This window comes from uncultured Roseobacter sp., from assembly GCF_947488185.1.
Classification (GTDB): Bacteria; Pseudomonadota; Alphaproteobacteria; order Rhodobacterales; family Rhodobacteraceae; genus Roseobacter.
On record NZ_CANKYM010000004.1, the window covers coordinates 215,650 to 241,738 of the forward strand.

The 26,089-nt window shown below is 60.7% G+C and carries 26 protein-coding genes and 1 tRNA gene; 24 read left to right on the forward strand and 3 right to left on the reverse strand.

The genetic code is table 11. The features are described 5' to 3' along the window. Positions 1-7: 7 nt before the first annotated feature. The 7 genes from ccoO to ccoS all read left to right on the forward strand — a co-directional run bounded on the left by ccoO (position 8) and on the right by ccoS (position 6,123). Positions 8-733: a cytochrome-c oxidase, cbb3-type subunit II gene (gene ccoO / locus Q1A52_RS16700; RefSeq protein WP_300017887.1), complete on the forward strand. Its 726-nt coding sequence runs from the start codon at positions 8-10 to the stop codon at positions 731-733. An 11-nt stretch (positions 734-744) separates the two neighbouring features. Then, positions 745-930, forward strand: coding sequence for a cbb3-type cytochrome c oxidase subunit 3 (locus Q1A52_RS16705; RefSeq protein WP_195821543.1), 186 nt, complete (start codon positions 745-747; stop codon positions 928-930). Continuing rightward, positions 927-1,790: a cytochrome-c oxidase, cbb3-type subunit III gene (gene ccoP / locus Q1A52_RS16710; RefSeq protein ID WP_300017890.1), complete on the forward strand. Its 864-nt coding sequence runs from the start codon at positions 927-929 to the stop codon at positions 1,788-1,790. Before Q1A52_RS16705 ends, ccoP begins: the two co-directional genes overlap by 4 nt. Positions 1,791-1,857: 67 nt before the next feature. Beyond that, positions 1,858-3,312 carry a cytochrome c oxidase accessory protein CcoG gene (gene ccoG, locus Q1A52_RS16715; protein WP_300017893.1) on the forward strand — a complete coding sequence of 485 codons (1,455 nt, stop codon included), beginning with the start codon at positions 1,858-1,860 and terminating at the stop codon, positions 3,310-3,312. Further along, positions 3,309-3,782 carry a FixH family protein gene (locus Q1A52_RS16720; RefSeq protein ID WP_300017896.1) on the forward strand — a complete coding sequence of 158 codons (474 nt, stop codon included), beginning with the start codon at positions 3,309-3,311 and terminating at the stop codon, positions 3,780-3,782. Before ccoG ends, Q1A52_RS16720 begins: the two co-directional genes overlap by 4 nt. Beyond that, positions 3,779-5,968, forward strand: a complete 2,190-nt coding sequence (locus Q1A52_RS16725) for a heavy metal translocating P-type ATPase (RefSeq protein ID WP_300017899.1) — start codon at positions 3,779-3,781, stop codon at positions 5,966-5,968. The genes Q1A52_RS16720 and Q1A52_RS16725 overlap by 4 nt, the downstream gene beginning before the upstream one ends. Further along, positions 5,965-6,123 carry a cbb3-type cytochrome oxidase assembly protein CcoS gene (ccoS, locus tag Q1A52_RS16730; protein ID WP_299778898.1) on the forward strand — a complete coding sequence of 53 codons (159 nt, stop codon included), beginning with the start codon at positions 5,965-5,967 and terminating at the stop codon, positions 6,121-6,123. Before Q1A52_RS16725 ends, ccoS begins: the two co-directional genes overlap by 4 nt. A 10-nt stretch (positions 6,124-6,133) precedes the next feature. Here ccoS and Q1A52_RS16735 read toward each other — a convergent pair whose 3' ends face one another. Both Q1A52_RS16735 and Q1A52_RS16740 read right to left on the reverse strand, forming a co-directional pair. Next, positions 6,134-7,600, reverse strand: coding sequence for a D-alanyl-D-alanine carboxypeptidase family protein (locus tag Q1A52_RS16735; protein WP_300017901.1), 1,467 nt, complete (start codon positions 7,598-7,600; stop codon positions 6,134-6,136). Positions 7,601-7,833: 233 nt separating this feature from the next. After that, on the reverse strand, positions 7,834-8,541 hold the full coding sequence (locus tag Q1A52_RS16740; RefSeq protein ID WP_300017904.1) for an HAD family hydrolase: 708 nt from the start codon (positions 8,539-8,541) through the stop codon (positions 7,834-7,836). Between the two features lie 88 nt (positions 8,542-8,629). Between Q1A52_RS16740 and clpS the strand changes: the two genes are divergently transcribed. The 4 genes from clpS to hemF all read left to right on the forward strand — a co-directional run bounded on the left by clpS (position 8,630) and on the right by hemF (position 11,774). Next, positions 8,630-8,971, forward strand: a complete 342-nt coding sequence (gene clpS / locus Q1A52_RS16745) for an ATP-dependent Clp protease adapter ClpS (RefSeq protein WP_195821551.1) — start codon at positions 8,630-8,632, stop codon at positions 8,969-8,971. 4 nt (positions 8,972-8,975) lie between these two features. Further along, positions 8,976-9,968, forward strand: a complete 993-nt coding sequence (locus Q1A52_RS16750; protein WP_300017907.1) for a class I SAM-dependent methyltransferase — start codon at positions 8,976-8,978, stop codon at positions 9,966-9,968. A gap of 38 nt (positions 9,969-10,006) precedes the next feature. Next, positions 10,007-10,807 carry an SDR family oxidoreductase gene (locus Q1A52_RS16755; RefSeq protein WP_300017910.1) on the forward strand — a complete coding sequence of 267 codons (801 nt, stop codon included), beginning with the start codon at positions 10,007-10,009 and terminating at the stop codon, positions 10,805-10,807. 73 nt (positions 10,808-10,880) lie between these two features. Next, a complete protein-coding gene (gene hemF / locus Q1A52_RS16760; protein WP_300017913.1) occupies positions 10,881-11,774 on the forward strand; it encodes an oxygen-dependent coproporphyrinogen oxidase in 894 nt (297 codons plus the stop codon). 15 nt (positions 11,775-11,789) lie between these two features. Here hemF and hemC read toward each other — a convergent pair whose 3' ends face one another. Next, a complete protein-coding gene (gene hemC / locus Q1A52_RS16765; protein WP_300017916.1) occupies positions 11,790-12,740 on the reverse strand; it encodes a hydroxymethylbilane synthase in 951 nt (316 codons plus the stop codon). 103 nt (positions 12,741-12,843) lie between these two features. Between hemC and hemE the strand changes: the two genes are divergently transcribed. The 13 genes from hemE (at position 12,844) to boxA (ending at position 26,045) form a co-directional block, all read left to right on the forward strand. Beyond that, positions 12,844-13,878 (forward strand): uroporphyrinogen decarboxylase, encoded by a 1,035-nt coding sequence (hemE, locus tag Q1A52_RS16770; RefSeq protein ID WP_300017919.1) that lies wholly within the window; start codon positions 12,844-12,846, stop codon positions 13,876-13,878. Between the two features lie 53 nt (positions 13,879-13,931). Continuing rightward, positions 13,932-14,008, forward strand: a tRNA-Met gene (locus tag Q1A52_RS16775). A gap of 74 nt (positions 14,009-14,082) precedes the next feature. Continuing rightward, positions 14,083-15,294 carry a 3-hydroxybenzoate 6-monooxygenase gene (locus Q1A52_RS16780; RefSeq protein ID WP_300017922.1) on the forward strand — a complete coding sequence of 404 codons (1,212 nt, stop codon included), beginning with the start codon at positions 14,083-14,085 and terminating at the stop codon, positions 15,292-15,294. A 137-nt stretch (positions 15,295-15,431) separates the two neighbouring features. Then, a complete protein-coding gene (locus Q1A52_RS16785) occupies positions 15,432-16,472 on the forward strand; it encodes a TRAP transporter substrate-binding protein (RefSeq protein ID WP_300017925.1) in 1,041 nt (346 codons plus the stop codon). A 71-nt stretch (positions 16,473-16,543) separates the two neighbouring features. Next, positions 16,544-17,044 carry a TRAP transporter small permease gene (locus Q1A52_RS16790; protein ID WP_195821559.1) on the forward strand — a complete coding sequence of 167 codons (501 nt, stop codon included), beginning with the start codon at positions 16,544-16,546 and terminating at the stop codon, positions 17,042-17,044. 12 nt (positions 17,045-17,056) lie between these two features. Beyond that, the gene (locus Q1A52_RS16795) at positions 17,057-18,376 is read left to right on the forward strand and encodes a TRAP transporter large permease (protein WP_300017928.1); all 1,320 of its coding nucleotides are present in this window, start codon (positions 17,057-17,059) and stop codon (positions 18,374-18,376) included. A gap of 114 nt (positions 18,377-18,490) precedes the next feature. Continuing rightward, on the forward strand, positions 18,491-20,035 hold the full coding sequence (locus Q1A52_RS16800) for a benzoate-CoA ligase family protein (RefSeq protein WP_300017931.1): 1,545 nt from the start codon (positions 18,491-18,493) through the stop codon (positions 20,033-20,035). Then, positions 20,032-20,853, forward strand: coding sequence for an alpha/beta hydrolase (locus Q1A52_RS16805; protein WP_300017934.1), 822 nt, complete (start codon positions 20,032-20,034; stop codon positions 20,851-20,853). Before Q1A52_RS16800 ends, Q1A52_RS16805 begins: the two co-directional genes overlap by 4 nt. After that, on the forward strand, positions 20,837-21,301 hold the full coding sequence (locus tag Q1A52_RS16810; protein WP_300017937.1) for a DUF309 domain-containing protein: 465 nt from the start codon (positions 20,837-20,839) through the stop codon (positions 21,299-21,301). Before Q1A52_RS16805 ends, Q1A52_RS16810 begins: the two co-directional genes overlap by 17 nt. A 111-nt stretch (positions 21,302-21,412) precedes the next feature. Further along, entirely contained in the window at positions 21,413-23,071 is a 1,659-nt protein-coding gene (gene boxC, locus Q1A52_RS16815; RefSeq protein WP_300017940.1) for a 2,3-epoxybenzoyl-CoA dihydrolase, read from the forward strand. Positions 23,072-23,168: 97 nt separating this feature from the next. Beyond that, positions 23,169-24,620, forward strand: a complete 1,452-nt coding sequence (gene boxB / locus Q1A52_RS16820) for a benzoyl-CoA 2,3-epoxidase subunit BoxB (protein WP_300017943.1) — start codon at positions 23,169-23,171, stop codon at positions 24,618-24,620. A gap of 88 nt (positions 24,621-24,708) precedes the next feature. Next, positions 24,709-24,852 (forward strand): hypothetical protein, encoded by a 144-nt coding sequence (locus tag Q1A52_RS16825; RefSeq protein ID WP_300017946.1) that lies wholly within the window; start codon positions 24,709-24,711, stop codon positions 24,850-24,852. Beyond that, positions 24,849-26,045 carry a benzoyl-CoA 2,3-epoxidase subunit BoxA gene (gene boxA / locus Q1A52_RS16830; protein ID WP_300017949.1) on the forward strand — a complete coding sequence of 399 codons (1,197 nt, stop codon included), beginning with the start codon at positions 24,849-24,851 and terminating at the stop codon, positions 26,043-26,045. The genes Q1A52_RS16825 and boxA overlap by 4 nt, the downstream gene beginning before the upstream one ends. The last annotated feature ends 44 nt before the right edge of the window (positions 26,046-26,089 follow it).

A 26,089-nucleotide genomic window follows, 5' to 3' on the forward strand; every position in this document is an offset into this window, starting at 1 on the left:
GGGTGAAATGTCGATCCTTTCAAAACACAAGCTCATCGAAACCAATGCCACCCTGTTGCTGATCCTCAGCTTTCTGGTGGTGACCATCGGTGGGATCGTGCAGATCGTGCCGCTCTTCTACCTCGAAAACACCATCGAGAAAGTCGACGGCATGCGGCCCTATTCGCCGCTGGAACTGACCGGGCGGGATATCTACGTGCGCGAAGGCTGCTATGTCTGCCACAGCCAGATGATCCGCCCGATGCGCGACGAGGTGGAACGCTATGGCCATTACTCGCTTGCCGCAGAGAGCATGTATGACCACCCGCACCAGTGGGGCTCCAAACGCACCGGGCCGGATCTGGCCCGGGTGGGCGGACGTTACTCCGACGATTGGCATATCGATCACCTGCGCGACCCGCAGTCCGTGGTGCCGGAGTCGATCATGCCAAAGTACGGCTTTCTGGAGCGCACGCTGCTGGACGCCGAGCATGTACAGGACCTGCTGGAGACTCATGCCTTTGTGGGCGTGCCCTACACCGACGAGATGATCCAGTCGGCTGCAGCAGATTTCCGGGCGCAGGCCGATCCCGACAGCGACTATGACGACATGCTGGAACGCTATCCGGGCGCGCAGGTGCGCAACTTCGACGGCCAGCCGGGGATTTCCGAGGCCGACGCGCTGATCGCTTACCTGCAGATGCTGGGCACGCTGGTCGATTTCTCGACCTTCACCCCAGACGCAAGCCGCTAAAGGAGAGACCGATGGAAACCTACAGTCTCTTACGTGAATTCGCCGACAGCTGGATGCTGTTGCTGCTGTTCTGCGTCTTCGTTGGCATCTGGTTCTGGGTCATCCGGCCCGGTTCCAGCAAGACCCACCGTGACGCCGCGACCATGATTTTCCGAAACGACGAACGACCCGCCCCGGATAAGGAGGCACAGAAATGAGCAAAGTTCCCCCAAAACAAGAGGGCGATCCGAACACCACCGGCCACAGCTGGGACGGGATCGAGGAATTTGACAACCCGATGCCACGCTGGTGGCTGTGGACCTTTTACGCCACCATCGTCTGGGGCGTGGCCTATACCATCGCCTATCCCGCGTGGCCGCTGGTCTCCTCTGCCACCGCCGGTCTGCTGGGCTATTCCACCCGGGGCGAGGTGGCCGCCGAAATCAATGCGGTCGAAGAAGCCAACGCTGGGATCAATGCGCAACTGGCGTCGGCAGAACTGACCGAGATTTCCGCAGATGCCACATTGAACAGCTATGCGGTGTCGTCCGGGGCTGCGGTTTTCCGTACCTGGTGCGCGCAGTGTCACGGGTCGGGTGCAGCTGGTTTTGTCGGCTACCCGAACCTGCTCGACGATGACTGGCTCTGGGGGGGCGATATCGAGGCCATTCACACCACCATCGCGCATGGCATCCGCAACGAGGAAGACCCCGATGCACGGTACTCCGAAATGCCCGCCTATGGTGAGATTTTCGAACCGGAGGAAATCACCCAGGTGGTCAACTATGTCATGTCGCTGTCGGGCGATGCGTTTGATCCCGCGCTGGCAGAGCCGGGGGCCGAGCTTTTTGCGGACAACTGCGCGGCCTGCCATGGCGACAACGGTCTTGGAAATGTCGATCTCGGGGCACCGAATCTCGCCGATGCCATCTGGCTCTATGGCGGTGACGAAGAGACCCTGACCGAGACTGTGACCTATAGCCGCTATGGCGTCATGCCACCTTGGACACAGCGTTTGACCGAGGCACAGATCAGGGCGGTGGCACTCTACGTGCACCAACTTGGCGGGGGCGAATAATCCCCGCCGGACAGGGCCGGGTTTGTGGTATGGTGTCACAAATACGCTCCGGCCCTGACTGCATCTGATGAAACCCGCAAGGACCGTCGTGACAGATCAAGCGCAACCTCCCAGCCTCTACGCCGCCCGCGAACCCATCTTCCCGCGCCGCGTTTCCGGCCGTTTCAGAAACCTCAAATGGGTGATCCTCGCGGTCACCCTTGGCATCTACTACCTTGTCCCGTGGATCAGGTGGGACAGGGGCCCGAGCCTGCCGGATCAGGCGGTGCTGCTCGATCTGGCCAACCGCCGGTTCTATTTCTTCTGGATCGAAATCTGGAGCCATGAGTTTTATTTCGTGGCCGGGCTGCTGATCATGGCCGGGCTTGGATTGTTCCTCTTTACCTCCGCGCTGGGACGCGTCTGGTGCGGTTATGCCTGCCCGCAGACGGTCTGGACCGACCTTTTCATTCTGGTCGAACGCTGGGTTGAAGGCGACCGCAACGCGCGCCTGCGCCTGCACCGCCAGCAAAAAATGGACGTCCGTAAGATACGGCTGCGCGTGACCAAATGGGTGCTTTGGCTGCTGATTGCCGTGGCCACCGGGGGTGCCTGGGTCTTCTATTTCGCCGATGCGCCAACCCTGTTTGTCGAGCTCTTTACCGGACAGGCCCATGCTGTAGCTTACATCACCGTTGCCTTTCTGACGGCCACGACCTTTGTCTTTGGCGGGTTTATGCGGGAGCAGATCTGCATCTATGCCTGCCCCTGGCCGCGTATTCAGGCCGCGATGATGGACGAAGACACGCTGACCGTTGCCTATCGCGACTGGCGGGGAGAGCCGCGCAAACACAGTCAGGAAGCCAAGACCGAGCCCATGGGCGACTGTATCGACTGCATGGCCTGCGTGAATGTCTGCCCGATGGGGATCGACATCCGTGACGGCCAGCAGCTGGAGTGCATTACCTGTGCGTTGTGCATCGATGCCTGCGACGATGTCATGGAACGTATCGGCAAACCGCGGGGTCTGATCGACTACATCGCATTGGCGGACGAAACCCGCGAACGCGAAGGCCATGCGCCGCGTGCGATCTGGCGGCATGTGTTCCGACCCCGCACGCTGCTCTACACCGCCCTCTGGGGCGGCGTTGGCCTTGCCCTGATCGTGGCGCTTTTCATTCGGGCAGATATCGAGATGACGGTTGCCCCCATCCGCAACCCGACTTTTGTCACCCTGTCGGATGGATCGATCCGTAATACCTATGACATCCGCTTGCGCAACAAGAACAACGAGGAGCGCCTGTTCCGGGTCTTTGTCAAAGGCAATCCGGCGCTACGTGTTCAGCTGGAAGGCACGCCTTACGCCTCGGTGACCGTGCCCACGGATACCTCGCTGCTGCAGCGGGTCTACGTGATCGCGCCGCCCGGATCAGACCCGGCAGAGGCGGCCCGGACGGATCTGCGGTTCTGGGTCGAAGATCTCAGCAACGGTGACCGCGCCTACAAGGACAGCAGCTTCAGCGGCAAAGGAGAGGCCCAATGACCACGACATCCAGACCTTTGACCGGGCGTCATGTTGCAATGATTTTTGTCATCGGGTTTTCCATAATCATCAGCGTCAACCTGCTGCTCGCCTATAGTGCGATCAGCACCTTTCCCGGGCTGGAAGTGAAGAACTCCTACGTCGCCAGCCAGACGTTCGATAAAAACCGCACGGCCCAGACAGCCCTGGGCTGGTCCGTGCTGGCGCAGGCGCGTGGCGACGAGGTTGTCCTTTCGATTACCGACGCTCAGGGCGCGCCGGTCGAGGTGGCTTCCCTGGAGGCCACATTGGGGCGCGCCACCCATGTGCGGGATGACCAGACACCGGCGTTTGTGTTCGACGGTAGCCGCTATGTGGCACCGGCACGGCTTGCGGCCGGGAACTGGAACCTGCGCATGAAGGCGTTGGCCGATGACGGCACCGTCTTTCAGCAGCGGGTGATCCTGCATATTCCCAAAGGCGCGGAGTGAGCGCGCTGAGCACAAATAGCCCGGCCGCCTGTCCGGGGTGTCTGGCCGGACCGCCAGAGCCGGTCTCGGCGCCGCCTGGGGATGCGCGACTGATGCTGTCTTTGCCCATGATCCACTGTCAGGCCTGCATCGCCAGGGTGGAGGCGGCACTGGATGCCCATCCCGGGATCAAATCAGCGCGGGTGAACCTGACCCTCAAACGTGCCCTGATCGACGCGGAGCCGGAGGTGAAGGCGGTAGAACTCGTCACGGTTCTGGAAAAGGAAGGGTTCGAAGCACACGAGCTTGACCCCGGCGCGCTGAACGACACCGCAACCCGCAATGCCAGCAAGGATCTGTTGATGCGCCTGGCCGTCGCCGGGTTTGCGTCCATGAATGTCATGCTGCTGTCTGTCGCCGTCTGGTCGGGGGCCGCCGACGCCACACGCGATCTCTTTCATTGGATTTCCGCCGCAATTGCCTTGCCCGCAATTTCGTTTTCGGCGCAGCCCTTTTTCCGTAATGCGTGGAGTGCCTTGCGCGCGGGACAGCTGAACATGGATGTGCCCATCAGCCTGGCCATCGTGCTGGCGCTGGTGACCTCGCTTTGGGAAACATGGCTTTCCGGCCACCATGCCTACTTTGACGCTGCCCTGACGCTGACGTTTTTCCTGCTGGCCGGGCGCTGGCTCGATGCGCGCGCCCGTTCCGCCGCCCGTTCCGCCGCCGAAGAGCTGACGGCGTTGGAGGTGCCGCGGGCCATGCGTATGGCGGCGGACGGACCTGTCGAGGTGCCCGTTGCCGACTTGCGCATGGACGATCATGTCCTGATCCGCCCGGGCGCCCGTGCCCCCGTGGACGGTATCATCATCGACGGCCGGTCGGAGATTGACCGCGCCATGCTCACTGGTGAAACCCTACCGGAAGTGCGTGATGTCGGCGACCCCATCAGCGCGGGCGAGGTGAACCTGACGGGTCCGTTGACTCTGCAGGCGACCGCTGTGGGGCAAGAGACATCGCTGCACCGCATGGCCGCCTTGGTGGCCGTCGCGGAAAGTGGTCGGTCGCGGTACACCTCCTTGGCGGATCGGGCGGCGAAACTCTACGCGCCCGGGGTGCACATCCTGTCTGCCCTGGCCTTTTTGGGCTGGTTGATCTGGTCCGGTGACATGCGCGTTTCGCTGAACATCGCCGCCGCCGTCTTGATCATCACCTGTCCTTGTGCGCTCGGTCTTGCGGTTCCGGCGGTCACAACGGCTGCATCCGGCAGGTTGTTCGGCAAGGGGCTGTTGATCAAGAATGCAACGGCCCTGGAACGTCTGGCTGAGGCGGACACGGTGGTTTTCGACAAGACCGGCACCCTGACCACTGGCAAGCCGAAGATCATAAACTGGGGACAGCTTACAAATGCGCAGAAATCTGTGGCATTTGGGCTTGCCGAGGGATCTGCACATCCGCTTTCGCGTGCGATTGCCGGGATGGCACGCACTGAAAATCAAGCGCCGGCCGATGTGACTGAGATTTTTGAAAAACCGGGTTTCGGAACCCAGGCGCTGCTGGACAATCAGGCAGTGCGGCTGGGACGCCCCGACTGGATCGGGGTGACACCTCCCGATGACAGCATTTGCGCCGCACTGGATATGGGCGATGGAGCGCCTGTGCTCTTGACCTTCACGGACGCCCCGCGGCAAGGGGCGGTTGAGGCAATCGCGGGCCTGCGGGCTCAGGGCGTTGATGTGATCCTGTTGTCTGGCGACCGTGCCCCTGCCGTGGCCAGCTTTGCCGCCGGGCTAAAGATCGACGAATGGCACGCGGCCATGTTGCCGGACGCCAAGGCGCATTTTGTTGCCAAGCTGAGGGATGAGGGGCGGCATGTGCTAATGGTTGGCGACGGCCTGAACGACACAGCCGCCTTGGCCACGGCCCATGTGTCGATCAGCCCGGCGCAAGCGCTGGATGCTGCGCGTGCGGCGTCGGACATGGTGCTGCTTGGGCAGAACCTGGAACCGATTGCTGATGCTTTGGCGGTTGCTCGACAGGCCACGCGGCGCATTCGCGAGAACTTCCAGATTGCCACGCTCTACAACATCGTGGCCGTGCCGCTGGCCGTGGCGGGTCTTGCCACACCCCTGATTGCGGCGCTGGCCATGTCGACCTCGTCGATCACTGTGTCCTTGAATGCGCTGCGGGTCAGGGGGCGTGGATGAACGTTCTTGCCTATCTGATCCCGATTTCACTGATCCTGGGGGGTCTGGGTCTGGTCGGATTTCTCTACACCTTGAAGTCCCGTCAGTACGACGATCCAGAAGGCGACAGTCGACGCATCCTCAGTGACAAATGGGACGATCACCCCAAAGAGTAGCGGTGGCCCCTTAGGAAGCGGGGCCGACCATCAAGCAACTGATATTGCGGGCGGTAAGGCGACGACAGGCGAGGTCTGCACTGTCACGCGTCATTCCGAGGAAGTTTGCGTCAAAGCCCGTTGGCTTCTTTACCACCTTGCGCAGCGTGCCTTCGAGCGTGGTCATTTCCGCAAGCGCAGTGGTGACAAGCGCGCGTTCCGCGTTGTAGCGGCTGTTGTAGCGCCCCACATTCACGCCCCATTGATGTCCGCCGGATGTGGAGAGCCGCGTTACGACTTCGTTCTCTGGCGGCGTTTCGGTCGCCAGGGCAAGCACGGTACTGCCGGGGCGCATGGCCGGGCGCAGGGTCGCTGCGGCAAGGCTGCTGTTCGACGCGACAATTGTCTGAACAGGTGGGGTTTCTGCTTCTACTGGCACCTCCTGTGCCGCGACAAGCGCCATCTGAATGTCAGAGGAAAGCACACCACTGGCGCTGGCCTGCGCTGCTGCAGGGGGCGGTGCCGCTGGTGTGACAACTGCCGCAGCGGCCAACTGAGTGCCGGCGCGCAGGCGCGGACGCAGGCTGGTCCGGGTGATGCCGCTGACGCGGACGGTTTTTCCTGCGCCACCGGGCACGTAAGCTGGCTTCTTTGGCTTTTGAAGGGCGACACGCGTCGGCGCCCGCTTGAAGCCCATATCAAGCAGCTCTGCCACGCGTGCATTCCGAGCACTGGTGGACGTGCCGCCGAAGACGGTGGCGATGATGCGTTCACGGCCTCGCTCTGCAGAAGCCACAAGATTGAACCCTGCCGCGCGTGTATAGCCGGTTTTGATGCCGTCAGCGCCGCGGTAGGCGCCCAGCAGGCGACGGTTTGTGTTCGCGACTTCGCGCACACCGGCATTGGTGGAGCGGCGCGAGAAGAGATTATAGTATTCCGGATAGTCGTAGAGCACGTGGCGCCCAAGGATCGACATATCCCGCGCTGTCGACAAGTGACCGGATTCGGTCAGCCCGTGGGCGTTCTTGAAGGTCGTGCGGGTCATGCCCAACGCCTTGGCGGTGCGGTTCATCCGACGCGCAAAGGCGGCCTCCGACCCCTCAAGCGCCTCGCCGATGGCCGTGGCGGCATCATTGGCGGATTTGACGGCAGCGGCGCGGATCAGGTAGCGAAAGGCAATGCGCTGGCCAGATTTCAACCCCAGTTTGGAAGGGGGTTCCGATGCAGCAAAGCGCGAAATCTTGACTTTGGTGTCGAGGGAAATTTCGCCCCGCTCGACTGCCTGAAACGCGATGTAGAGCGTCATCATCTTGGTCAGCGATGCCGGGTGAAGCCGGGTGTCCGCGTTGCGCGAGTGCAGGACTTTGCCAGACCTCGCGTCCATCACATATGCTGCGTAGGGAGCAGCTGCCGCGCTGAGGGGAAGAACCACCAACAACCACAGAGCTGCGAGTAAAAATAGCCCGTAACGGGCCGGCATCGCGCGCCGAACCTTCATGATAACCTGCCTTTTTCTGCCTCACGCCGCCGATTTGTTCGACTGGCTGTTTTATGTGTGAGAGGCTAACACAGCTTTCGATTTCTATAAAGCCTTTGATTTAAGGTATTTGCGTTAACTTTCGGTGAAGCATGATCCACATCTGGTTGGTGCGCGCGGGCGTGCACCAAGAAGAGCTATTGTGGCGAGAATGAGGCATAACCCAGCGTAGAATCGGATGTGAAAATGCGACGTCAGGGAGACTCGATTTTTGCGATCAGATCCGAGAGCTCGCCAAGATCCTGAAGGGCATGGTACCGGGCATCTTCCGATGGCGCCTCCGCCCGCTCGAAATCCCATTCATGGCCGTGGTGTACGAAGACACCCCAACCCCCTGCTTCGATCATCGGGAGAACATCCGAGCGCATGGAATTGCCGACCATGAGAGCGTGATCCGCTCCCGTTCCATGGCGGGCGAAAATCCCGCGATAGGTGTCCCGGGTTTTGTCTGAGACGATCTCGATCGCATGGAACAGATCGCCCAGCCCGGATTGGGCCAGCTTGCGTTCCTGGTCCAGCAGATCACCTTTGGTGATCAGCACGATCCGGTGTGTCTGCCGCGCCATTTCCACCGCCGCGCGCGCATGGGGCAGCAAGTCCACAGGGTGACGCAGCATCTCGCGTCCAGCGTCCATTATCTGCGCGATGACCGCTGCCGAAACCCTGCCCGACGTCACCTCGATGGCCGTTTCGATCATGGACAGGGTGAAGCCCTTCACGCCGAACCCGTAATGTCCAAGATTGCGCTTCTCCGCTGCCAGCAAGCGTTGCATCAGGGTTGGTTTATCGGTGAACTCGGCCAGCAGCTCCGCAAAATGCACTTGAGTCATCTGGAAAAAGCGTTCGTTGTGCCAAAGGGTGTCATCGGCATCAAACCCGATTGTGCTGAGCACCTGCGCCATGTGGGCCGACCCCTTTTCTAAATGTTCAGACAGGTTATATAGAGCGCTCAACGACTCACCGCGACCCAAAAGCAGATCAGGAGCAGTAATGCACCGCGACGCATTCATGATGGCAGACCGCCCCGAGGATGATGGCGATACATCGATCCTGACGGCGACCAAGCCCAAGACCAAGCGCCCGCCGCTGTATAAGGTCCTGTTGCTCAATGACGATTTCACGCCGATGGAGTTTGTGGTGCATGTGCTGGAGCGCTTCTTTGGCCTGAACCACGCGCAGGCGTTCGAGATCATGCTAACCGTGCATAAAAAAGGCGTGGCCGTCGTGGGCGTTTTCAGCCACGAGATCGCGGAAACCAAGGTGGCGCAGGTGATGGATTTTGCCAGGCGGCACCAGCATCCGCTGCAATGCACCATGGAAAAAGAAGACTAGGCGCGTGATTGACGCCCGTTTGTCGCTGGCCCTTGATGGGGGTGGTTTGGTGTGGCCGTCCGAGGGGCGCATCGCTGTCTTTCAACCCATACCCGACGCAATGCTGCCCGGCCTGCCGAAAGAGCGCGCACAGATTGTCACCGGGTTCAGGCCGGACTTTGATCACTGGCGTGACCGCGGGTATGACTGCGTTGTTGCTGCAGAAGAGCAGTACGCTGCTGCCGTCATCGCCTTGCCACGCGCCAAATCAGAGGCGCGGGCGCTGATCGCCGAGGCTGCGCGCCGGACGCAGGGGCCGCTGATCATAGATGGTCAGAAAACAGATGGCGTGGACAGCGTGCTGCGGGACGTCCGCAAGCGGACGAAGATCGAAGGGCCGCTGTCAAAAGCGCATGGCAAGTTGTTCTGGGTCACCAACCCCGCTCCGGACATGTTCGAGGACTGGGCCGCCGGTCCGGTCCTGACCGAGGGTGGTTTCTGGACAGCGCCGGGCGTCTTTTCGGCAGATGGGATCGATCCGGCCTCGGCCCTGCTGGCCGATACGTTGCCGGACAGCCTGGGCAAACGCGTGGCCGATCTGGGCGCGGGCTGGGGGTTTTTGTCGGCGCATATCCTGACGCGGCCCGATGTCGAAGAGCTTCACCTGGTCGAGGCTGGGCATATGGCGCTGGACTGCGCGCGCCACAATGTCACGGACCCGCGGGCGCAGTTTCACTGGGCCAACGCGATGACCTGGCGTCCCGAAGAACGGCTGGATGCGGTGGTGATGAACCCGCCGTTCCACGCCGCGCGCAGCGCTGACCCGACCCTTGGACAGGCGTTTCTACGCATCGCGGCGCAGGCTTTGCATGCGCAAGGACAGCTTTGGATGGTCGCGAACCGGCATCTGCCCTACGAGGCGACGCTGCAGTCGCTCTTTGCAAAATCCAGCGAAGTTGCCGGGGATCGGCGCTTTAAATTGTTCCACGCCAGCCGACCGCTTCGCAAGCGCGGCTGAATCGGTCTAGACTGGACCTGAGCAACAGGGGAGCCCCAATGTCCTTTTCCATCAACGGCAAGACCGCAATCGTGACCGGCGCGGCAAACGGCATTGGCCTTGCCATCGCCCGACAGTTCGCGGATCGCGGGGCAAACGTAATGTGCGCCGATATGGACGAGAAGAAGCTGACGAATGAGTGGGGGGATCAGGCCGAAGAGGGTACCCTGCGCTATTTCGCCGGCGATCTGCGCCAGCGGCTGACCATAGCCAATCTGGTGTCGGCCACAATCGACGCCTTCGAGCGGGTCGATATCCTCGTGAACGCGTCGCGGCAGGTCATGCCCACCGATGCGCTGAATGTCGAAGACACATCCGTTGCGGTGCTGCTGGAACAGAACCTGATGACCTCCCTGCACCTCACGCAGCAGGTGGCCAAGCGCATGATCAAGCAGGGCGCGGACCAGCCGGAGGGGCAGCTGGGCTCCATCATCAATCTCAGCTCGATCGCGGCGCGCAATACCCGGCCGGAACTGATGGGTTATTCCATCGCTTCCGCCGCTCTGGAACAGATGACCCGCTCCATGGCGCTTGCGCTGGCCCCGGAGCGGATTCGCGTGAACGCCGTGGCCTTCGGATCGGTGATGAGCGCGTCGCTGAAATCTTCCGTGGTGGAAAACAGCGACTGGCGGGAAGACATTCGCGATCATACCCCGCTGGGCCGGATTGCCGGGCCTGCGGAACTGGCCGAGGCGGTGCAGTTTCTGGCGGCGGAAAGCTCCGGCTTCATGACCGGTGAGGTGATCACGGTGGACGGCGGGCGCAGCCTGCTCGACGCCGTCGCGGCGCCGGCGCATTAGGATTTCGCACTTTTCGCCGTGGGGCTTCCGGTCTAGGAATGATGTCAGACAAACGTGACACATTGGACCGCTCATGACTGACAGCTTCGATACCGAAAAATCCCGCGCCTCAGCGTGGTTTCGCAACCTGCGGGACGATATCGTAGCGGCTTTCGAAGCTTTGGAACAGGACCATTCCGACGGTCCCCTGTCGGAGGCTGCGGCAGGTGCTTTCGAGGTGTCGGAGACACAGCGCACCAGTGAGGATGGATCGGACGCAGGCGGTGGCCTGATGTCCGTCATGCGGGGTGGGCGTGTCTTCGAAAAGGTGGGGGTGAACATTTCCACGGTCTACGGCACGCTGGGTGAACGGGCGCAGATGGCCATGGCCGCGCGCAAGGGTATTCCGGGCATGAAGGAAGATCCGCGCTTCTGGGCGTCGGGCATTTCTCTCGTGGCGCATATGCAGAACCCGCATGCGCCTGCCGTGCATATGAACACGCGCATGTTCTGGACGCCGCATGCGTGGTGGTTCGGTGGCGGATCGGACCTCAACCCCTGCCTTGAATACGATGAGGATACGGCCCATTTCCACGCGACCCAGCAGGAACATCTCGACCCACATGGGGCAGCGCTTTATCCGCGCCTCAAGGAATGGGCGGATGAGTATTTCTACATCCCACACCGCAACCAGGCGCGGGGCGTTGGCGGGATTTTCATGGATGACCACTGCACCGGCGATTGGGAAGCTGATTTCAGCCTGACGCAGGACATCGGGCGGGCCTTCCTGCCTGCCTATGTGCCGCTGGTGCGCAAACGTCGCGTGCAGGAGTGGTCAGATCAGGACAAAGAGGCACAGCTTGTGCACCGCGGCCTCTACGCCGAGTACAATCTGGTGTATGACCGGGGCACCAAGTTCGGGCTGGAGACCGGGCATGATGCAAATGCGGTGCTGATGAGCCTGCCACCGCTAGCCAAATGGATTTAGGGCAGGGTTGTGATTTTATGCGTCATGCCAGTCGAAAAACCCCGGCCCGGCCCGTGACAGCAACTCCTCACCAAGATCCTTGCCCATGGCGGCGGCCTCTTCGATAGAGCCGTCACGTTCTCCGTCCAGCGCTTGCGATCCGTCGGGGCGCAGCACCTGACCCCGCAGGCGCAATCGGTCTCCGGTCAACTCCGCAAGCCCGGCAATCGGCGTCTCGCAGGACCCGTCCAGGGTCAGCAGCAGGCTGCGTTCTGCGGCAAGGCGCTGGCCGGTTGCCACATCGTGGATGGCCATCAGCATTTCGGCGGTATTGGCGTCGTCCATGCGGCGCTCGATCCCGATGGCGCCTTGTGCGATGGCGGGCAGCATATCGTCTGGTTCAACCGGTGTGGCGGGCACGTCGTCCATGCCCAACCGGCTCAGCCCTGCGGCGGCCAGAAAGGTGCATTCCGCAACCCCATCGGAGAGCTTTTTCAACCGGGTCTGCACATTGCCGCGAAATTCCACTACCTTCAGATCAGGGCGACGGTGCAGCAGCTGTGCCTTGCGGCGCAGGCTGGAGGTGCCGACAACCGCGCCGGGAGCCAGTTCGGCGATGCTGGACAGCTTGGGCGAGATGAAGGCATCGCGCACATCCTCGCGCGGCAGGAAGGTATCAAGGATCAACCCGTCAGGCTGCAACGTCGGCATGTCCTTGGTCGAATGCACGGCAATGTCAATTTTCCCTGACAGCAGATCCTCTTCGATCTCGCGGGTGAAAAGCCCCTTGCCGCCAATATCCTTCAGCGCGCGATCCTGAATGGCATCGCCAGTGACCTTGATGACGACAATCTTGAAGCAGTCCTCTTTCAAATCAAAGGCTTGCGCCAGCCGATCCCGTGTCTCATGCGCCTGTGCAAGCGCCAGGGGCGAGCCGCGTGTGCCAATTCTGAGCGGGCTGTCGGGGGTCGGTAGGGTCACTGTCATGCGCCCATCTTTATGCGCGTCAAATTATCCTGACAACCCGTCTGTGTCTTGACAACGGCGCCGCTGCCCCTGACCAACGGGGAGTTGCAAATTGAGGACTTCCATGGCCCCGACGAAAACCATTCTGCGCGCGCTTGCAGGCGAAACGCTTCCGACCCCCCCGATCTGGATGATGCGTCAGGCCGGGCGCTACCTGCCGGAATACAAGGCGACGCGGGCGCAGGCCGGTGATTTCCTGTCGCTCTGCTACAACCCTGATCTGGCCGCCGAAGTGACCCTGCAACCGATCCGCCGCTACGGGTTCGATGCGGCCATCCTCTTTGCCGATATCCTGCTGCTGCCACAGGCCTTGGGGGCCGATCTATGGTTCGTCACGGGTGAGGGTCCGCGCCTGTCCACCGTGCAGATACAGGCGGATTTCGACAAGCTGGGACCGGTTGAAGATATTCACGAGACCCTGAACCCGATCTATGAAACGGTGCGCATCCTTCGACGCGAACTGCCTGCCGAGACGACGCTGATCGGTTTTGCAGGCGCGCCCTGGACGGTGGCAACCTATATGATCGCGGGCCAAGGGACGCCGGATCAGGCGCCTGCCCACGCCTTGCGGCAGGAAAACACCGCCTTGTTCGAGGCGCTGCTGGCGCGGATCACGGCGGGGACAATCGACTATCTGGCCGCACAGATCGAGGCGGGCGCCGAAGTTGTGAAAATCTTTGACAGCTGGGCGGGCTCGCTCAAGGGCGAGGCGTTCCAGAAATACGCACTGGAACCCGCGCGCGAAATCACTGCCGCCTTGAAAGCACGCTATCCGCATATCCCCGTCATCGGTTTCCCGCGCGAGGCGGGAGACAATTACATCGGGTTCGCAAAAGCGACCGGCGTGGATTGCGTGGCGCTGGATAACTCGGTCAGCGCGGCGTGGGCGGCGCAACACGTGCAGGTCGATGGCTGTGTGCAGGGCAACCTTGCCAGCAGCCATATGGTCACCGGCGGTCAGGCGCTGGTGGACGACACGCGCGCCATTGTGAAAGCCCTTTCCAAGGGCCCGCATATCTTCAATCTGGGGCACGGGATCACGCCGGATGCGGATCCGGACAACGTGCAGCGCATGATCGACACGGTTCGGGCAGGATAATCGCGCTTTCTGGCTTGACGGGGCTGCGGGGCTGTCATAGTCCACGGCCCGATGGCGTTATAGCTCAGTTGGTTAGAGCGAACGACTCATAATCGTTAGGTCCCTGGTTCAAGTCCAGGTAACGCCACCAGCATCCCCCCACTGTTTCTGCCCATTGACCCCGCGCATGGTGCGCGCAACAGTTGCTGCCTGAAAGAGGGGGTCATGACCGAGAAAGACCGGATACTGATCGCGGGCGGCGGCATTGGCGGGCTGGCGGCTGCCTTGGGCCTGGCGCAAAAGGGTCTGCCGTCGCTGGTGCTTGAAAAGGCGGCTGAACTGGGCGAGATCGGCGCGGGCATTCAACTGGGCCCCAATGCCTTTCACGCCTTCGACGCTCTGGGCGTTGGCGATGCGGCGCGCGGAATGGCGGTCTATATCGACAACCTTCGGCTGATGGATGCGCTGACCGGTGACCGGATCACCCATATCCCGCTGGATGCCGGTTTTCGCGCCCGTTTCGGCAACCCCTATGCGGTTGTGCACCGGGGCGATTTGCACGGCGTTCTGCTCAAAGCCTGCCAGGGTCATCCGTTGATCGATCTGCGGACGCAGGCGGCGGTGAGACGTTATGATCAGGACAGCAGCGCTGTGACCGTCACGCTGGCGGATGAAACGCGCGTCACCGGGCGCGCGTTGATCGGTGCGGATGGTCTGTGGTCACGCGTGCGCGCTCAGTTGGTTGGGGATGGCGCGCCGCTGGTGTCCGGCCATACGACCTACCGGTCCGTGATCCCGGTGGCAGAGATGCCCGAAGATCTGCGGTGGAACGACGCGACGCTCTGGGCCGGACCGAAATGCCACATCGTGCACTACCCGTTGTCCGGTGGGAAGCTGTTCAACCTCGTTGTGACCTGCCACAACGACGCGCCGGAACCCGTGGCGGGCAAACCGGTGCGCCACGCGGAAGTGCGCAAAGGTTTTGAGCATATACACCCGCGGGCGCAGCAGATCATCGACAAGGGGTCAGATTGGAAACTCTGGGTGCTCTGTGACCGCGACCCGGTCATGGCGTGGTCGGAGGGACGTGTCGCGCTTTTAGGAGACGCGGCGCATCCGATGTTGCAGTATTTTGCACAAGGCGCCTGTATGGCGTTGGAAGATGCCGTGTGCCTTGCGAATGAACTGGATGGCGCGGAAGATATTGCGTCCGCTCTGACCCGATATCAGGACCGGCGTCGGTTGCGCACCGCGCGTGTACAATTGCAATCGCGCGAGATCGGCACCCATGTCTACCACCCGTCAGGAGCCCACGCGGCCCTGCGCAATGCCGTGATGGCAGCGCGCGGGGCGGAAGAATGGTTTGATCAGGTGGCCTGGCTCTATGGCTCTACCGGTCTTGAAGGCGCCGTCTCCACCGAGACCAGAGGGCCCTGACCACGGCCCCGTACTGCCAAGGGGATAGTTACAAACACGGGTGACATCCCCGGTGATCTGCAATAGCAATTTAGCAGGGAAGACGAGTCAGAGGCCGCAAAACGCAAGGCCCGACCGGGTTTTAGGGAGGAACTAGAATGACGATCTCACGCAAATCATTTCTCAACATGGCGGGTGCTGCGGCGCTGGCGATGGGCTTTGGGGCGGCACCCGCGCTGGCCCAGGACGTCACCCTGCGCCTGCATCAATTCCTGCCACCACAGGCCAATGTGCCCAAGCTGGTGCTCGATGTCTGGGCCGATAGTGTCGAGGAAGACAGCGGCGGTCGCATCAAGGTAGAGCGCTATCCGTCGATGCAGCTGGGCGGCAAGCCCCCGGAGCTGATGGATCAGGCGATTGACGGTGTGGCCGATATCGTCTGGACCGTGGTTGGCTACACGCCGGGTCGCTACCCGTCGACCGAAGTCTTTGAGCTGCCCTTCATGATGACGAACGCCCGCGCGGCCTCCCGTGCCTATTGGGAAATGTTCGAAAAACACATGAAGTACACCGAGTTCAAGGATGTGCACATCCTCGGCACGTGGGTGCACGGCCCCGGGTTGATCCACGCCAACAAGGAAGTGCGCAAACCCTCCGATATGGACGGGCTGAAAATCCGTGGCGGCTCCCGTCTGGCCAATGCGCTGCTGGAAAAAGTTGGCGCAACCCCGGTGGGCATGCCGGTGCCAGCCGTGCCTGAGGGTCTCTCCAAGGGCGTGATCGATGGCACGACCATCCCGTGGGAAGTCACCGCCGCGCTGAAAATCCCGGAACTGGTGGACAACCACACGGAATTCACCGGCAACGCGCTCTATGTGCTGACCTTTGTGCTGGCGATGAACAAGGATCGCTACGAGGGCCTGCCGGATGATCTCAAGAAGGTGATCGACGACAATTCCGGTCTGGAGTTTTCGGTTTTTGCCGGTGGGACGCAAGCGGACAGCGATGGGCCTGCCCGTCAGGCGGCAGCCGATCGTGGCAACAATATCGTCACGTTGAACGAAGAAGAGACAGCCGAATGGAAAGCCGTCGCGCAGCCGATCTATGACGAATGGGTCGCCGACATGAACGAGAAAGGCATCGACGGTCAGGCGCTGATCGACGAGGCCCGCATGCTGATCGACAAGTACACCGAGTAAATTCGGTATTCCTTGACCCGCAGCACTGCGCTAAGTGCTGCGGGTCTTTTGTTTTCTGACCGGAGCCTTTCATGCATCAGGCCGTGCAAACGCTCGCCCGCGTTACCGCCATTATCGGCGGCCTCGTTCTGGTGGGGCTCGTTATTCTGACGACCCTGTCGACCGCCGGGCGCGAGCTGGGCATTGGCGAGGTCAACGGCAGCTATGAAATCCTTGAGGCGGGTGTCGCCTTTGCGATTTTCTCCTTCTTTCCGATCTGCCAGCTTCATGGGGCTCACGCCACGGTCGATATCTTCACATCCCAACTGCCGGGCCGGGTGCACCGCGCGATCATCGCCTTTTGGGAGGTCGTGCTGACCGCCGCCCTGATCCTGATCAGCTGGCGTCTTTACGAAGGTATGCAGCGCTACATCGGCAATGGCGAAACCACGTTTTTCCTGCAGTTCCCGGTCTGGTGGGCCTATTCCTTCAGTTTCGCAGCCTCGGTGGTCACCTGCATTGTTGCCCTCTATTGTGCGGCCATGCGCGTCGGTGAAAGCCTCTCTGGCCGCATGCTGCTGCCGACCGCGTAAGGACCTTCCCTCGTGAGCAACCTCGAACTTGGCTTCTGGTCCTTCCCGATCCTGCTGATCATGGTGTTTCTGCGCGCGCCCATCGGCCTGGCGATGTTGCTCTGCGGATTTGCCGGGTGGTATTTCGCCATGGGGGGTAATCCCAATGTGCTGCTCAACAAACTGAAGTCCGAGACCTACACGCAATTCTCCAGCTATTCGCTGTCGATCATTCCGATGTTCCTGCTGATGGGTCAATTCGCGACCCTCTCGGGCATGTCCTCCGCGCTCTTCAAGGCAGCCGAGAGCTTTCTGGGGCATCGCCGGGGCGGTGTCGCCATGGCCTCTGTCGGGGCCTGCGCGGGGTTCGGGGCAATCTGCGGATCGTCCCTCGCCACAGCCGCCACCATGTCCAAAGTCGCGCTACCGGAACTGCGCCGCTACGGCTATTCGGGCGGGTTTTCCACTGCGACACTTGCCGCCGGGGGCACGCTGGGCATCCTGATCCCGCCCTCGGTTATCCTCGTGATCTACGCCATCATCACAGAGCAGAACATCGCCAAGCTCTTCCTCGCGGCTTTCATCCCCGGCATTCTCGCAGCCGTCGGCTACATGCTGACCATTTCGCTCTACGTCCGGCTTTATCCGAAATCGGCAGGCACCCGCCCGCCTCAGCCGATGTCCGAACGCTGGGCGGCGCTGGCGAACACATGGCCGGTGCTGGTGATCTTTGGCGTGGTGGTGGGGGGTATCTATCTGGGCTGGTTTACGCCCACGGAAGGCTCGGCCATCGGCGCGGCAGGCACGGGTCTTGTGGCGCTCCTGTCCGGCAGCCTGAACTGGTCAGTGTTCCGCGACAGCCTCTTTGGCACGGCCCGCACCACCGCGATGATCTTCTTCATCGTACTGGGCGCCAGCTTCTACAACAGTTTCCTCGCATTGTCCGGTGTGCCGCAGTTCATGGCGGACTGGGTGCTGAACCAAGGATATAGCCCGTGGTTCGTGCTTTCGATCATACTGGTCTTTTACCTGGTCTTTGGCTGCCTGATGGACAGCCTGTCGATGATCCTGCTGACGGTGCCGATCTTTTTCCCGGTCATCTCGGTCATGGATTTCGGCATGTCGCCGGAACATGTGGCGATCTGGTTCGGTATTCTGGTGCTGATCGTGGTGGAGGTCGGGCTGATCACGCCGCCGGTTGGCATGAACCTCTTCATCATCAACGCGATGGACAAGGAGACGCCGATGACTGAAACCTACAAGGCAGTGATGTTTTTTGTTGGCTCCGACATCCTGCGGGTGATCATTCTGGTGATGTTTCCGGCCATCACGCTTTTCCTGCTGCCATCCTGATCAGAGCCTCTGGGGATATGCACTAAACTGCATCAACCGGTTGTCCGTCTTGCAGCGATTTGCGTCACATGCAGTATAGAGCAGGAATCGCCAGTCGTTTCAGGGGAGAAACACGTGATCAGCACCACTGAGAACGCGGCCAGCTATTTCGTTGACAGACATCTGGCAGAGGGGCGCGCAAACAAATGCGCCTACCGCGAAGCGGGCGGCGGACGCAGCCTGACCTACCAGCAGCTTGCCGAGGGTGCGGGCCGTGTCGCAGGTGCGATGATGCGTGCGGGGCTGCGGGCCGAAGAGCGGGTGGCGATGCTGGTGCTTGATACGGTCGAGTTCCCCCAGATCTTCTTTGGCGCGCTGAAATGCGGCGTCGTGCCGATCCCGATCAATACACTGCTCGCGGCGCCGATCTACGATGCGATCCTGCGCGACAGCCGTGCGGTTACACTCTTTGTCTCAGCGCCGCTTTATGAGACCGTGAAGTCGGTGCTGGCGGATAACCCCTATCTCAGATCGGTTGTCATTATCGGCGATGAAGCTGCCGACCCGGCGCAGTCTTTTGATGATTTCACCGCCAATGCCGAGGCTCTGCCCACGGCGGCGGTGTCCGCGGATGATGTCGCCTTCTGGCTCTACTCCTCCGGTTCCACCGGCCAGCCGAAAGGGGTGCAGCACGTACACGCCAGCATGCGGGCAACCGCCGATACCTATGGCGCGCATGTTCTGAGCCTCACCGAAAGCGATACCGTGTTTTCGGCTGCAAAACTCTTTTTTGCCTATGGTTTGGGCAATGCGATGACCTTCCCGCTGGCCGCAGGCGCAACGACAGTGCTCTTTGCGGGACGGCCCACGCCTGTCGATATGATCGCAACGCTGAATAGCGAAAACCCAACCGTGTTTTGCGGTGTGCCCACGCTCTATGCCGCCATGGTGGCGGAGATGGATAAGTCCGGGCGACCGGACGCACCGCTGCGCCGCTGTATCTCCGCCGGAGAGGCCCTGCCCGAAGATGTGGGCAAGCGGTGGCAGGGACACACGGGCGTTGATATTCTCGACGGCGTCGGATCGACCGAAATGCTGCATATCTTCCTGAGTAATCGGGCGGATGACTTGGCCTATGGCACCTCCGGGACGCCTGTGCCGGGCTATAACGTGCGTCTGGTGAATGACGCGGGTCAGGATGTCGGTGACAATGAAATCGGCGAGATGCTGGTCAATGGTGCGTCATCTGCGGCGGCCTATTGGAACCAGCGCGGTAAGTCTCGTGCCACCTTCGAAGGGGTCTGGACCCGCACCGGCGACAAATACGAGCGCCGCCCGGACGGACGCTATATCTACTGCGGGCGGACAGACGACATGTTCAAAGTATCCGGCATCTGGGTCTCCCCCTTCGAGGTCGAGCAGGCGCTGGCAAGCCACCCTTCCGTGCTGGAAGCCGCTGTCGTTGCTGCGCAGGATGCCGAAGGGTTGGACAAGCCAAAGGCTTTCATCGTGCTGGAAAAGAGCGCCGATGCCGATCTGGAAGCGGACCTTATCGCGCATGTGAAATCGCGGATCGGGAAGTGGAAATATCCCCGCTGGATCGAAGTCGTCGACGACCTGCCTAAGACCGCCACCGGGAAAATCCAGCGCTTCAAGCTGCGCGGGCCGTCGGCGCAATGATCCGCTGGACAGCAGAACCTGACACACCTCTCAACGTTGCAGGCGTGCAGCTGGAATACGCGTGCTATGGTCCGCCGCCGGGCCAGGAACCAACCTTTATCTTGTTGCATGAGGGGCTTGGGTGCGTCGCCCTCTGGCGGGAGTTCCCGGCGCAACTGGCCAAGGCAACGGGTCTGGGCGTTTTTGTCTATTCGCGGCAGGGCTACGGCACGTCAACGCCCGTCGCATTGCCACGCTCTATAGATTACATGACGTATGAAGCAGAGGATGTGCTTGGGCGGGTGATGGATGCCGCCGACCTTGGGGACGTGATCCTGCTGGGCCATTCTGATGGCGCGACGATTGCGAGCATCTATGCCGGGTCGGTCAGCGACAGGCGGGTGCGTGGGTTAATCCTGATCGCGCCCCATTTTTTTGTGGAAGACGCCGGGCTCGAGGCTATTCGCGCGGCAGGGGCCGAGTTCGCTTCGGGCGCGCTGAAAGAGCGGCTTGCCAAGTATCATGATGATGTGGATGGTGCCTTTCTCGGGTGGCATGACGCATGGACGGATCCGAACTTCGCGCATTGGAATGTCGCTGATGCGATAGATCATTGGCGTATCCCCGTGCTGGCGCTTCAGGGCGGTGAAGACCCCTACGGAACCATCGCGCAGATCGAAGAGATCGAGGCCCGCATCTACGCGCCGCTGGAAATCGAAATACTGCGAGGCTGCGGCCATGCCCCACATCTGGAGCGTCCGGAGGAAACGCGCGCAGCGATCACCGAGTTTTGTGCACGGCTGGTACGGTTGGAGCAGGAAGATGTGCATCTGGCCTGAGCTTTCCGAGGTGCTGCGTCCCTCGCATGTCTATGTGCCAGGCAAGACACCCCGTCATCCCGAAGGATGGTTTGATGACATCAAATCGACTGTTGATCCTGTCGACCTTCCGGCGGCCCTGCATCAAACCCAAGCGTTTCAGGCCGGGTTGGCCTACCTCGGCGCTGGGTACTTCTGGGAATGTCACGAGGTGTTGGAAGCCGTGTGGATGCGCACAGCGGATCCCAGCGCCGAGCGGGACCTGGTGCAGGCCCTCATTCAATTGGCCAATGCCCGCCTCAAGCTGTTGATGGAGCGTCCACGCGCAGCGCTGCGTCTTTGCAATATGGTGCAAGCACATCTGGCCCGGTGCCCGGCTGATGTGCCTGTCCTGGGCGTGAGAATCGATCTGCTCCAACGCGAATTGCAAGTCACGCGTTCGGAACTAAATATGCATTATAAAGCATAATTATCGTACGATCTCACATAAAATTCGGGCTTTAACACATTTTATTCTGACACACATGCGTTATAATTCAAATTACCGACAAGCTGCCCCGACAGTCACGAAAGGCCAATTGTGAGCAAGCACATTGATTTTCAGGTCGATCCAAACGCCATGAAGCATTGGAAGATCGACTACGATGGTGCTGTCGCCAATCTCTACATGGATGTCGATGAAGACGGAGGACTGTTCGAGGGCTACCAGCTGAAGCTGAACTCCTACGATCTGGGTGTGGATATAGAGCTTGCAGATGTGGTGCAGCGCATGCGGTTCGAGCACCCCGAGGTCCGGGTTGTGGTGCTGCGCTCCGCCAAGGACAAAGTCTTTTGCGCAGGCGCGAACATCCGCATGCTGGGAGGTGCCGCCCATGCGCACAAGGTGAACTTCTGCAAGTTCACCAATGAAACCCGCAATACATTTGAGGCGGCGTTGGAAGACAGCGGACAAAACTACATCTGTGCCGTACGCGGTGCCTGTGCCGGTGGTGGCTATGAGTTGGCGCTCGCGTGCAATCATATCATGCTCACCGATGATAGTACCTCCTCCGTGGCGCTGCCAGAAGTGCCGCTATTGGCGGTGCTGCCCGGTACCGGTGGGCTGACTCGCGTTACAGACAAGCGCAAGGTGCGCCGGGACCTCGCAGATGTCTTCTGCTCCGTCGAGGAAGGCGTGAAAGGAAAGCGCGCGCTGGAGTGGCGGCTTGTGGACGAGGTCATTCCGAACTCCAAATTCGATGAGGTTGTGGCCGAACGCGCCCGCGCCTTTGCCGCGCAAAAGCTGGATCATGATGGCGCGGATGGGATTGCTCTGACGCCGTTGAACCGAACGTTTGGTGCGGAAGAGATCGTCTATTCGACGGTAAAGGTGGCCTTGAACCGGGCCGGACGTCGGGCAGAGATCACTATTCTTGGGCCTGAAGAGGCGGCGCCAGCCGATATGGACGCCTTTCAGAAACAGGGGTCAGATGCGTGGATGTTGCGATGCGCGCGCGAGCTGGACGATGCAATCCTGCATCTGCGCACGAATGAGGATGACCTCGGACTGATCGAATTCCAGACTCAAGGAGACCCGCAGCGGGTTGTGGCCCATGAGGCATTGCTTTTGGCGCATCGAGATCACTGGCTGGCCAATGAAGTGCTGTGTTTCTGGAAACGGGTGTTGAAGCGCATCGACATGACGTCACGCAGTCTGGTTGCTTTGGTTGAGCACGGGTCCTGCTTTGCCGGTGTATTGGCAGAGCTGCTCTGGGCTGTGGACCGCAGCTACATGATGTTGGATGAGTTTGAAGCCGATGACCGTGCCATGGGGGCGGTGACGCTGACCGAGGCCAGTTTTGGCATGTACCCGATGGGTAACGGTCTCAGCCGCCTGGAGACGCGCTTTCTGGGAACCCCGGAACACGTCGAGGATCTCAGACAGGATCTGCTTGCGCCGTTTGAGGCGGAGGAGGCTGAAGCACGCGGGTTGGTCACCTATGCCTATGACGACATCGATTGGGAAGACGAGGTGCGGCTTTTCCGAGAGGAGCGTGCCAGCTTCTCGCCAGATGCGCTGACAGGTATGGAGGCCAACCTGCGGTTTGCCGGACCCGAGACCATGGAAACGCGCATCTTCGGGCGTCTGACCGCCTGGCAGAACTGGATTTTTCAACGACCCAATGCTGTGGGTCCTGAGGGTGCCTTGCAGCGCTACGGGACCGGCGTGCGGGGTGTCTACAACATGCAACGGGTGTGACAAAGGTGGCCTGAAAGCCCACCTTACCTGCTGGCTGAAAGGTCAGTTTTGGACAGGTAGGGTGGGCCTTTGGGCCACCAACCGACAGGAGGACTGAATGCTCGATCTCATCAATGTCAGCTACGACAGCCAAATCCCCAATAACGTGGGCCTGAGTTCCGACAAGAAGGTGCTGAAGGCGCTGGAGAAGTGGCATCCGGGTTATATCAACTGGTGGAATGACCTGATCCCGCAGAACTTTCAGGACAGCATGGTCTATTTGCGCACGGCGGTGTCCGTCGATCCGAAGGGTTGGGCGAAATTCGACTATGTCAGGATGCCGGAGTATCGCTGGGGCGTTCTGCTGGCGCCCGCCGTCGAGGACCGCCGCATTCCGATGGGAGAGCATCTGGGCGAGCCCGCCTGGCAGGAGGTGCCGGGCGAGTACCGCAATATGCTCAAGCGTCTGATCGTCATCCAGGGCGATACGGAGCCGGGCTCGGTCGAACAGCAGCGGTTTCTGGGCCTGACCGCACCGTCGCTCTACGACATGCGCAACCTCTTTCAGGTCAACGTCGAAGAAGGGCGGCATCTGTGGGCCATGGTTTATCTGCTGCAGAAGTATTTCGGTCGTGACGGGCGTGAGGAGGCGGATGATCTGCTTGTGCGCTCGTCTGGCTCTGAGGAGGCACCACGGATGCTGGGGGCGTTCAACGAGGAAACGCCTGACTGGCTGAGCTTCTTCATGTTCACCTATTTCACGGACCGCGATGGCAAGATGCAGCTGGAAAGCCTCGCGCAATCCGGGTTCGATCCGCTCAGCCGCACCTGCCGCTTCATGTTGACCGAAGAGGCGCACCACATGTTTGTCGGCGAGACCGGCGTGGGCCGCACCATTCAAGCCACGCTGGAGGCCATGAACAAACATGGCATCACCGATCCCTATGATATCCACAAAATCCGCGATCTCGGCGTGATCGACCTGCCCACGATCCAGAAAAAGCTGAACCTACACTATACGCTCAGTCTCGACCTTTTTGGGCAGGAGGTGTCGACCAATGCGGCCAATGCCTTCAACGCCGGCATCAAGGGGCGTTACATGGAGCAGCGCATTGATGATGACCACAAGCTGCAGGAGGATACCTACGCGGTTACCTCGATCAAAGATGGGCAGATTTTGACCGAAGACGTCCCCGCCCTGACCGCGATCAACATGCGCCTGCGCGATGACTATGTACGCGATGCGGCAGGCGGCGTCGGACGCTGGAACAAGGCGATTGCCAAAGCCGCGGTCGAGTTTGAATTCAAACTGCCGCATGAAGGCTTCCACCGCCAGATTGGCGTGTTTTCGACCGTGGCCGTTGATCCGGAGGGCAATATCATTTCCGCAGAGGACTGGGCAAATCGGCAGGACCAATGGCTGCCCACAAAGGCAGACGGGGACTTTATCCAATCGCTCATGAAACCCTGCTATGAGCCGGGCCAATATGCCTCCTGGATCGCGCCGCCCAAGGTCGGGATCGACAACAAGCCTGGCGATTTCGAATATGTGAAACTGCATATGGCTTGATCCAGATCAAAGCGCCCGCCAGACGGGCCAGTGAAACTGGCCCGCGTCACAGCCAGTGACCTTGATTTTTTCTAAGGAGACCGGACCCATGCAGACCCAAACCGTCAAAATGCCCGCGACGCCCAGCCCCAATTGCATCGGCTGCACCGACTGCAAAGGCATTTGCCGCGATATCGTTGAGCTTGCTTTCCTGCCCGAAACGGTTCTGCACCGGTCCACCGCCAGTCCATGAACACACCCGTAAAACAGCATCTTATCGATCCTGAAATCTGCATCCGCTGCTATACCTGCGAGATGACATGCCCCATCGGGGCGATCCAACATGATGACAACAATGTCGTTGTCGACCCGGATACCTGCAATTTCTGCATGGACTGCATTCCGGTCTGCCCCACCGGCTCCATCGATGAATGGCGTGTGGTGGAAACGCCCTATTCCCTCGACCAGCAATACGACTTTGACGAACTGCCGGAGCAGGAGGATATCTCCCTGCCTGAAGAGGTGCAGGATGACGGTATCGAGGCCCATGATGATGCCGTTGCGACGTTGCTGGCCCAGGCCCACAAAGGCGCAGGCGGCAAGGCCAAGGCACCTGCGTCGGCCTCCAAACCGACGATCAATCTCTATTCTCTCGGCAATCCGGCGACCGCGAAGGTGCAGGGAAACTACCGGCTGACCGACGCGGAGAGTGACGGGGACGTGCGTCACATCATTCTTGATCTGGGCAGCCTGCCGTTCCCCGTTCTCGAAGGTCAGAGCATCGGCATCATCACCCCCGGCGCGGATTCAGAGGGCAAGGCGCATCTACCGCGGCTCTATTCCGTCTCCAGCCCGCGCGACGGGGAACGCCCGGGGTTCAACAATATCTCGCTGACCGTCAAGCGTGAGGAAAAGGGTCTGTGTTCCAACTACGTCTGTGATCTGGCCAAAGGGGATGAGGTGCAGATCACCGGGCCCTTTGGTGCAACGTTCCTGCTGCCTTCTGACCCGAACGCGCATTTGCTGATGATCTGCACCGGCACCGGTTCTGCGCCATTTCGCGGGTTCACCATGCGGCGTCAGCGCGAGATGCCCAAGGCTAAGGACAGCCTGACATTGGTCTTTGGTGCCCGCAGCCCACGTGATCTGCCCTACTTCGGACCGCTGAAAAAAGTGCCGGATCAATTCATGCGCAAGGCGTTTGCCTTCAGCCGCGCGTCTGATCAGCCCAAGCAATACGTTCAGGACAAATTGCGCGAGCAATCGGAGGCCATCGCCGCCCTTCTGTCATCGCAGGACAGCCATATCTACATCTGCGGTCTCAAGGCGATGGAGCAGGGTGTCGAAGAAGCGCTGAGTGACATTGCGCAATGCAGCGGCAAGGACTGGGCAGCTTTGCGCGACCAGATGCGTGACGAGGGCCGATACCACGTCGAAACCTACTGAAGTCCGGATTGGTGCGAAATATTTCCGGTTTTTAGGACGTGTCG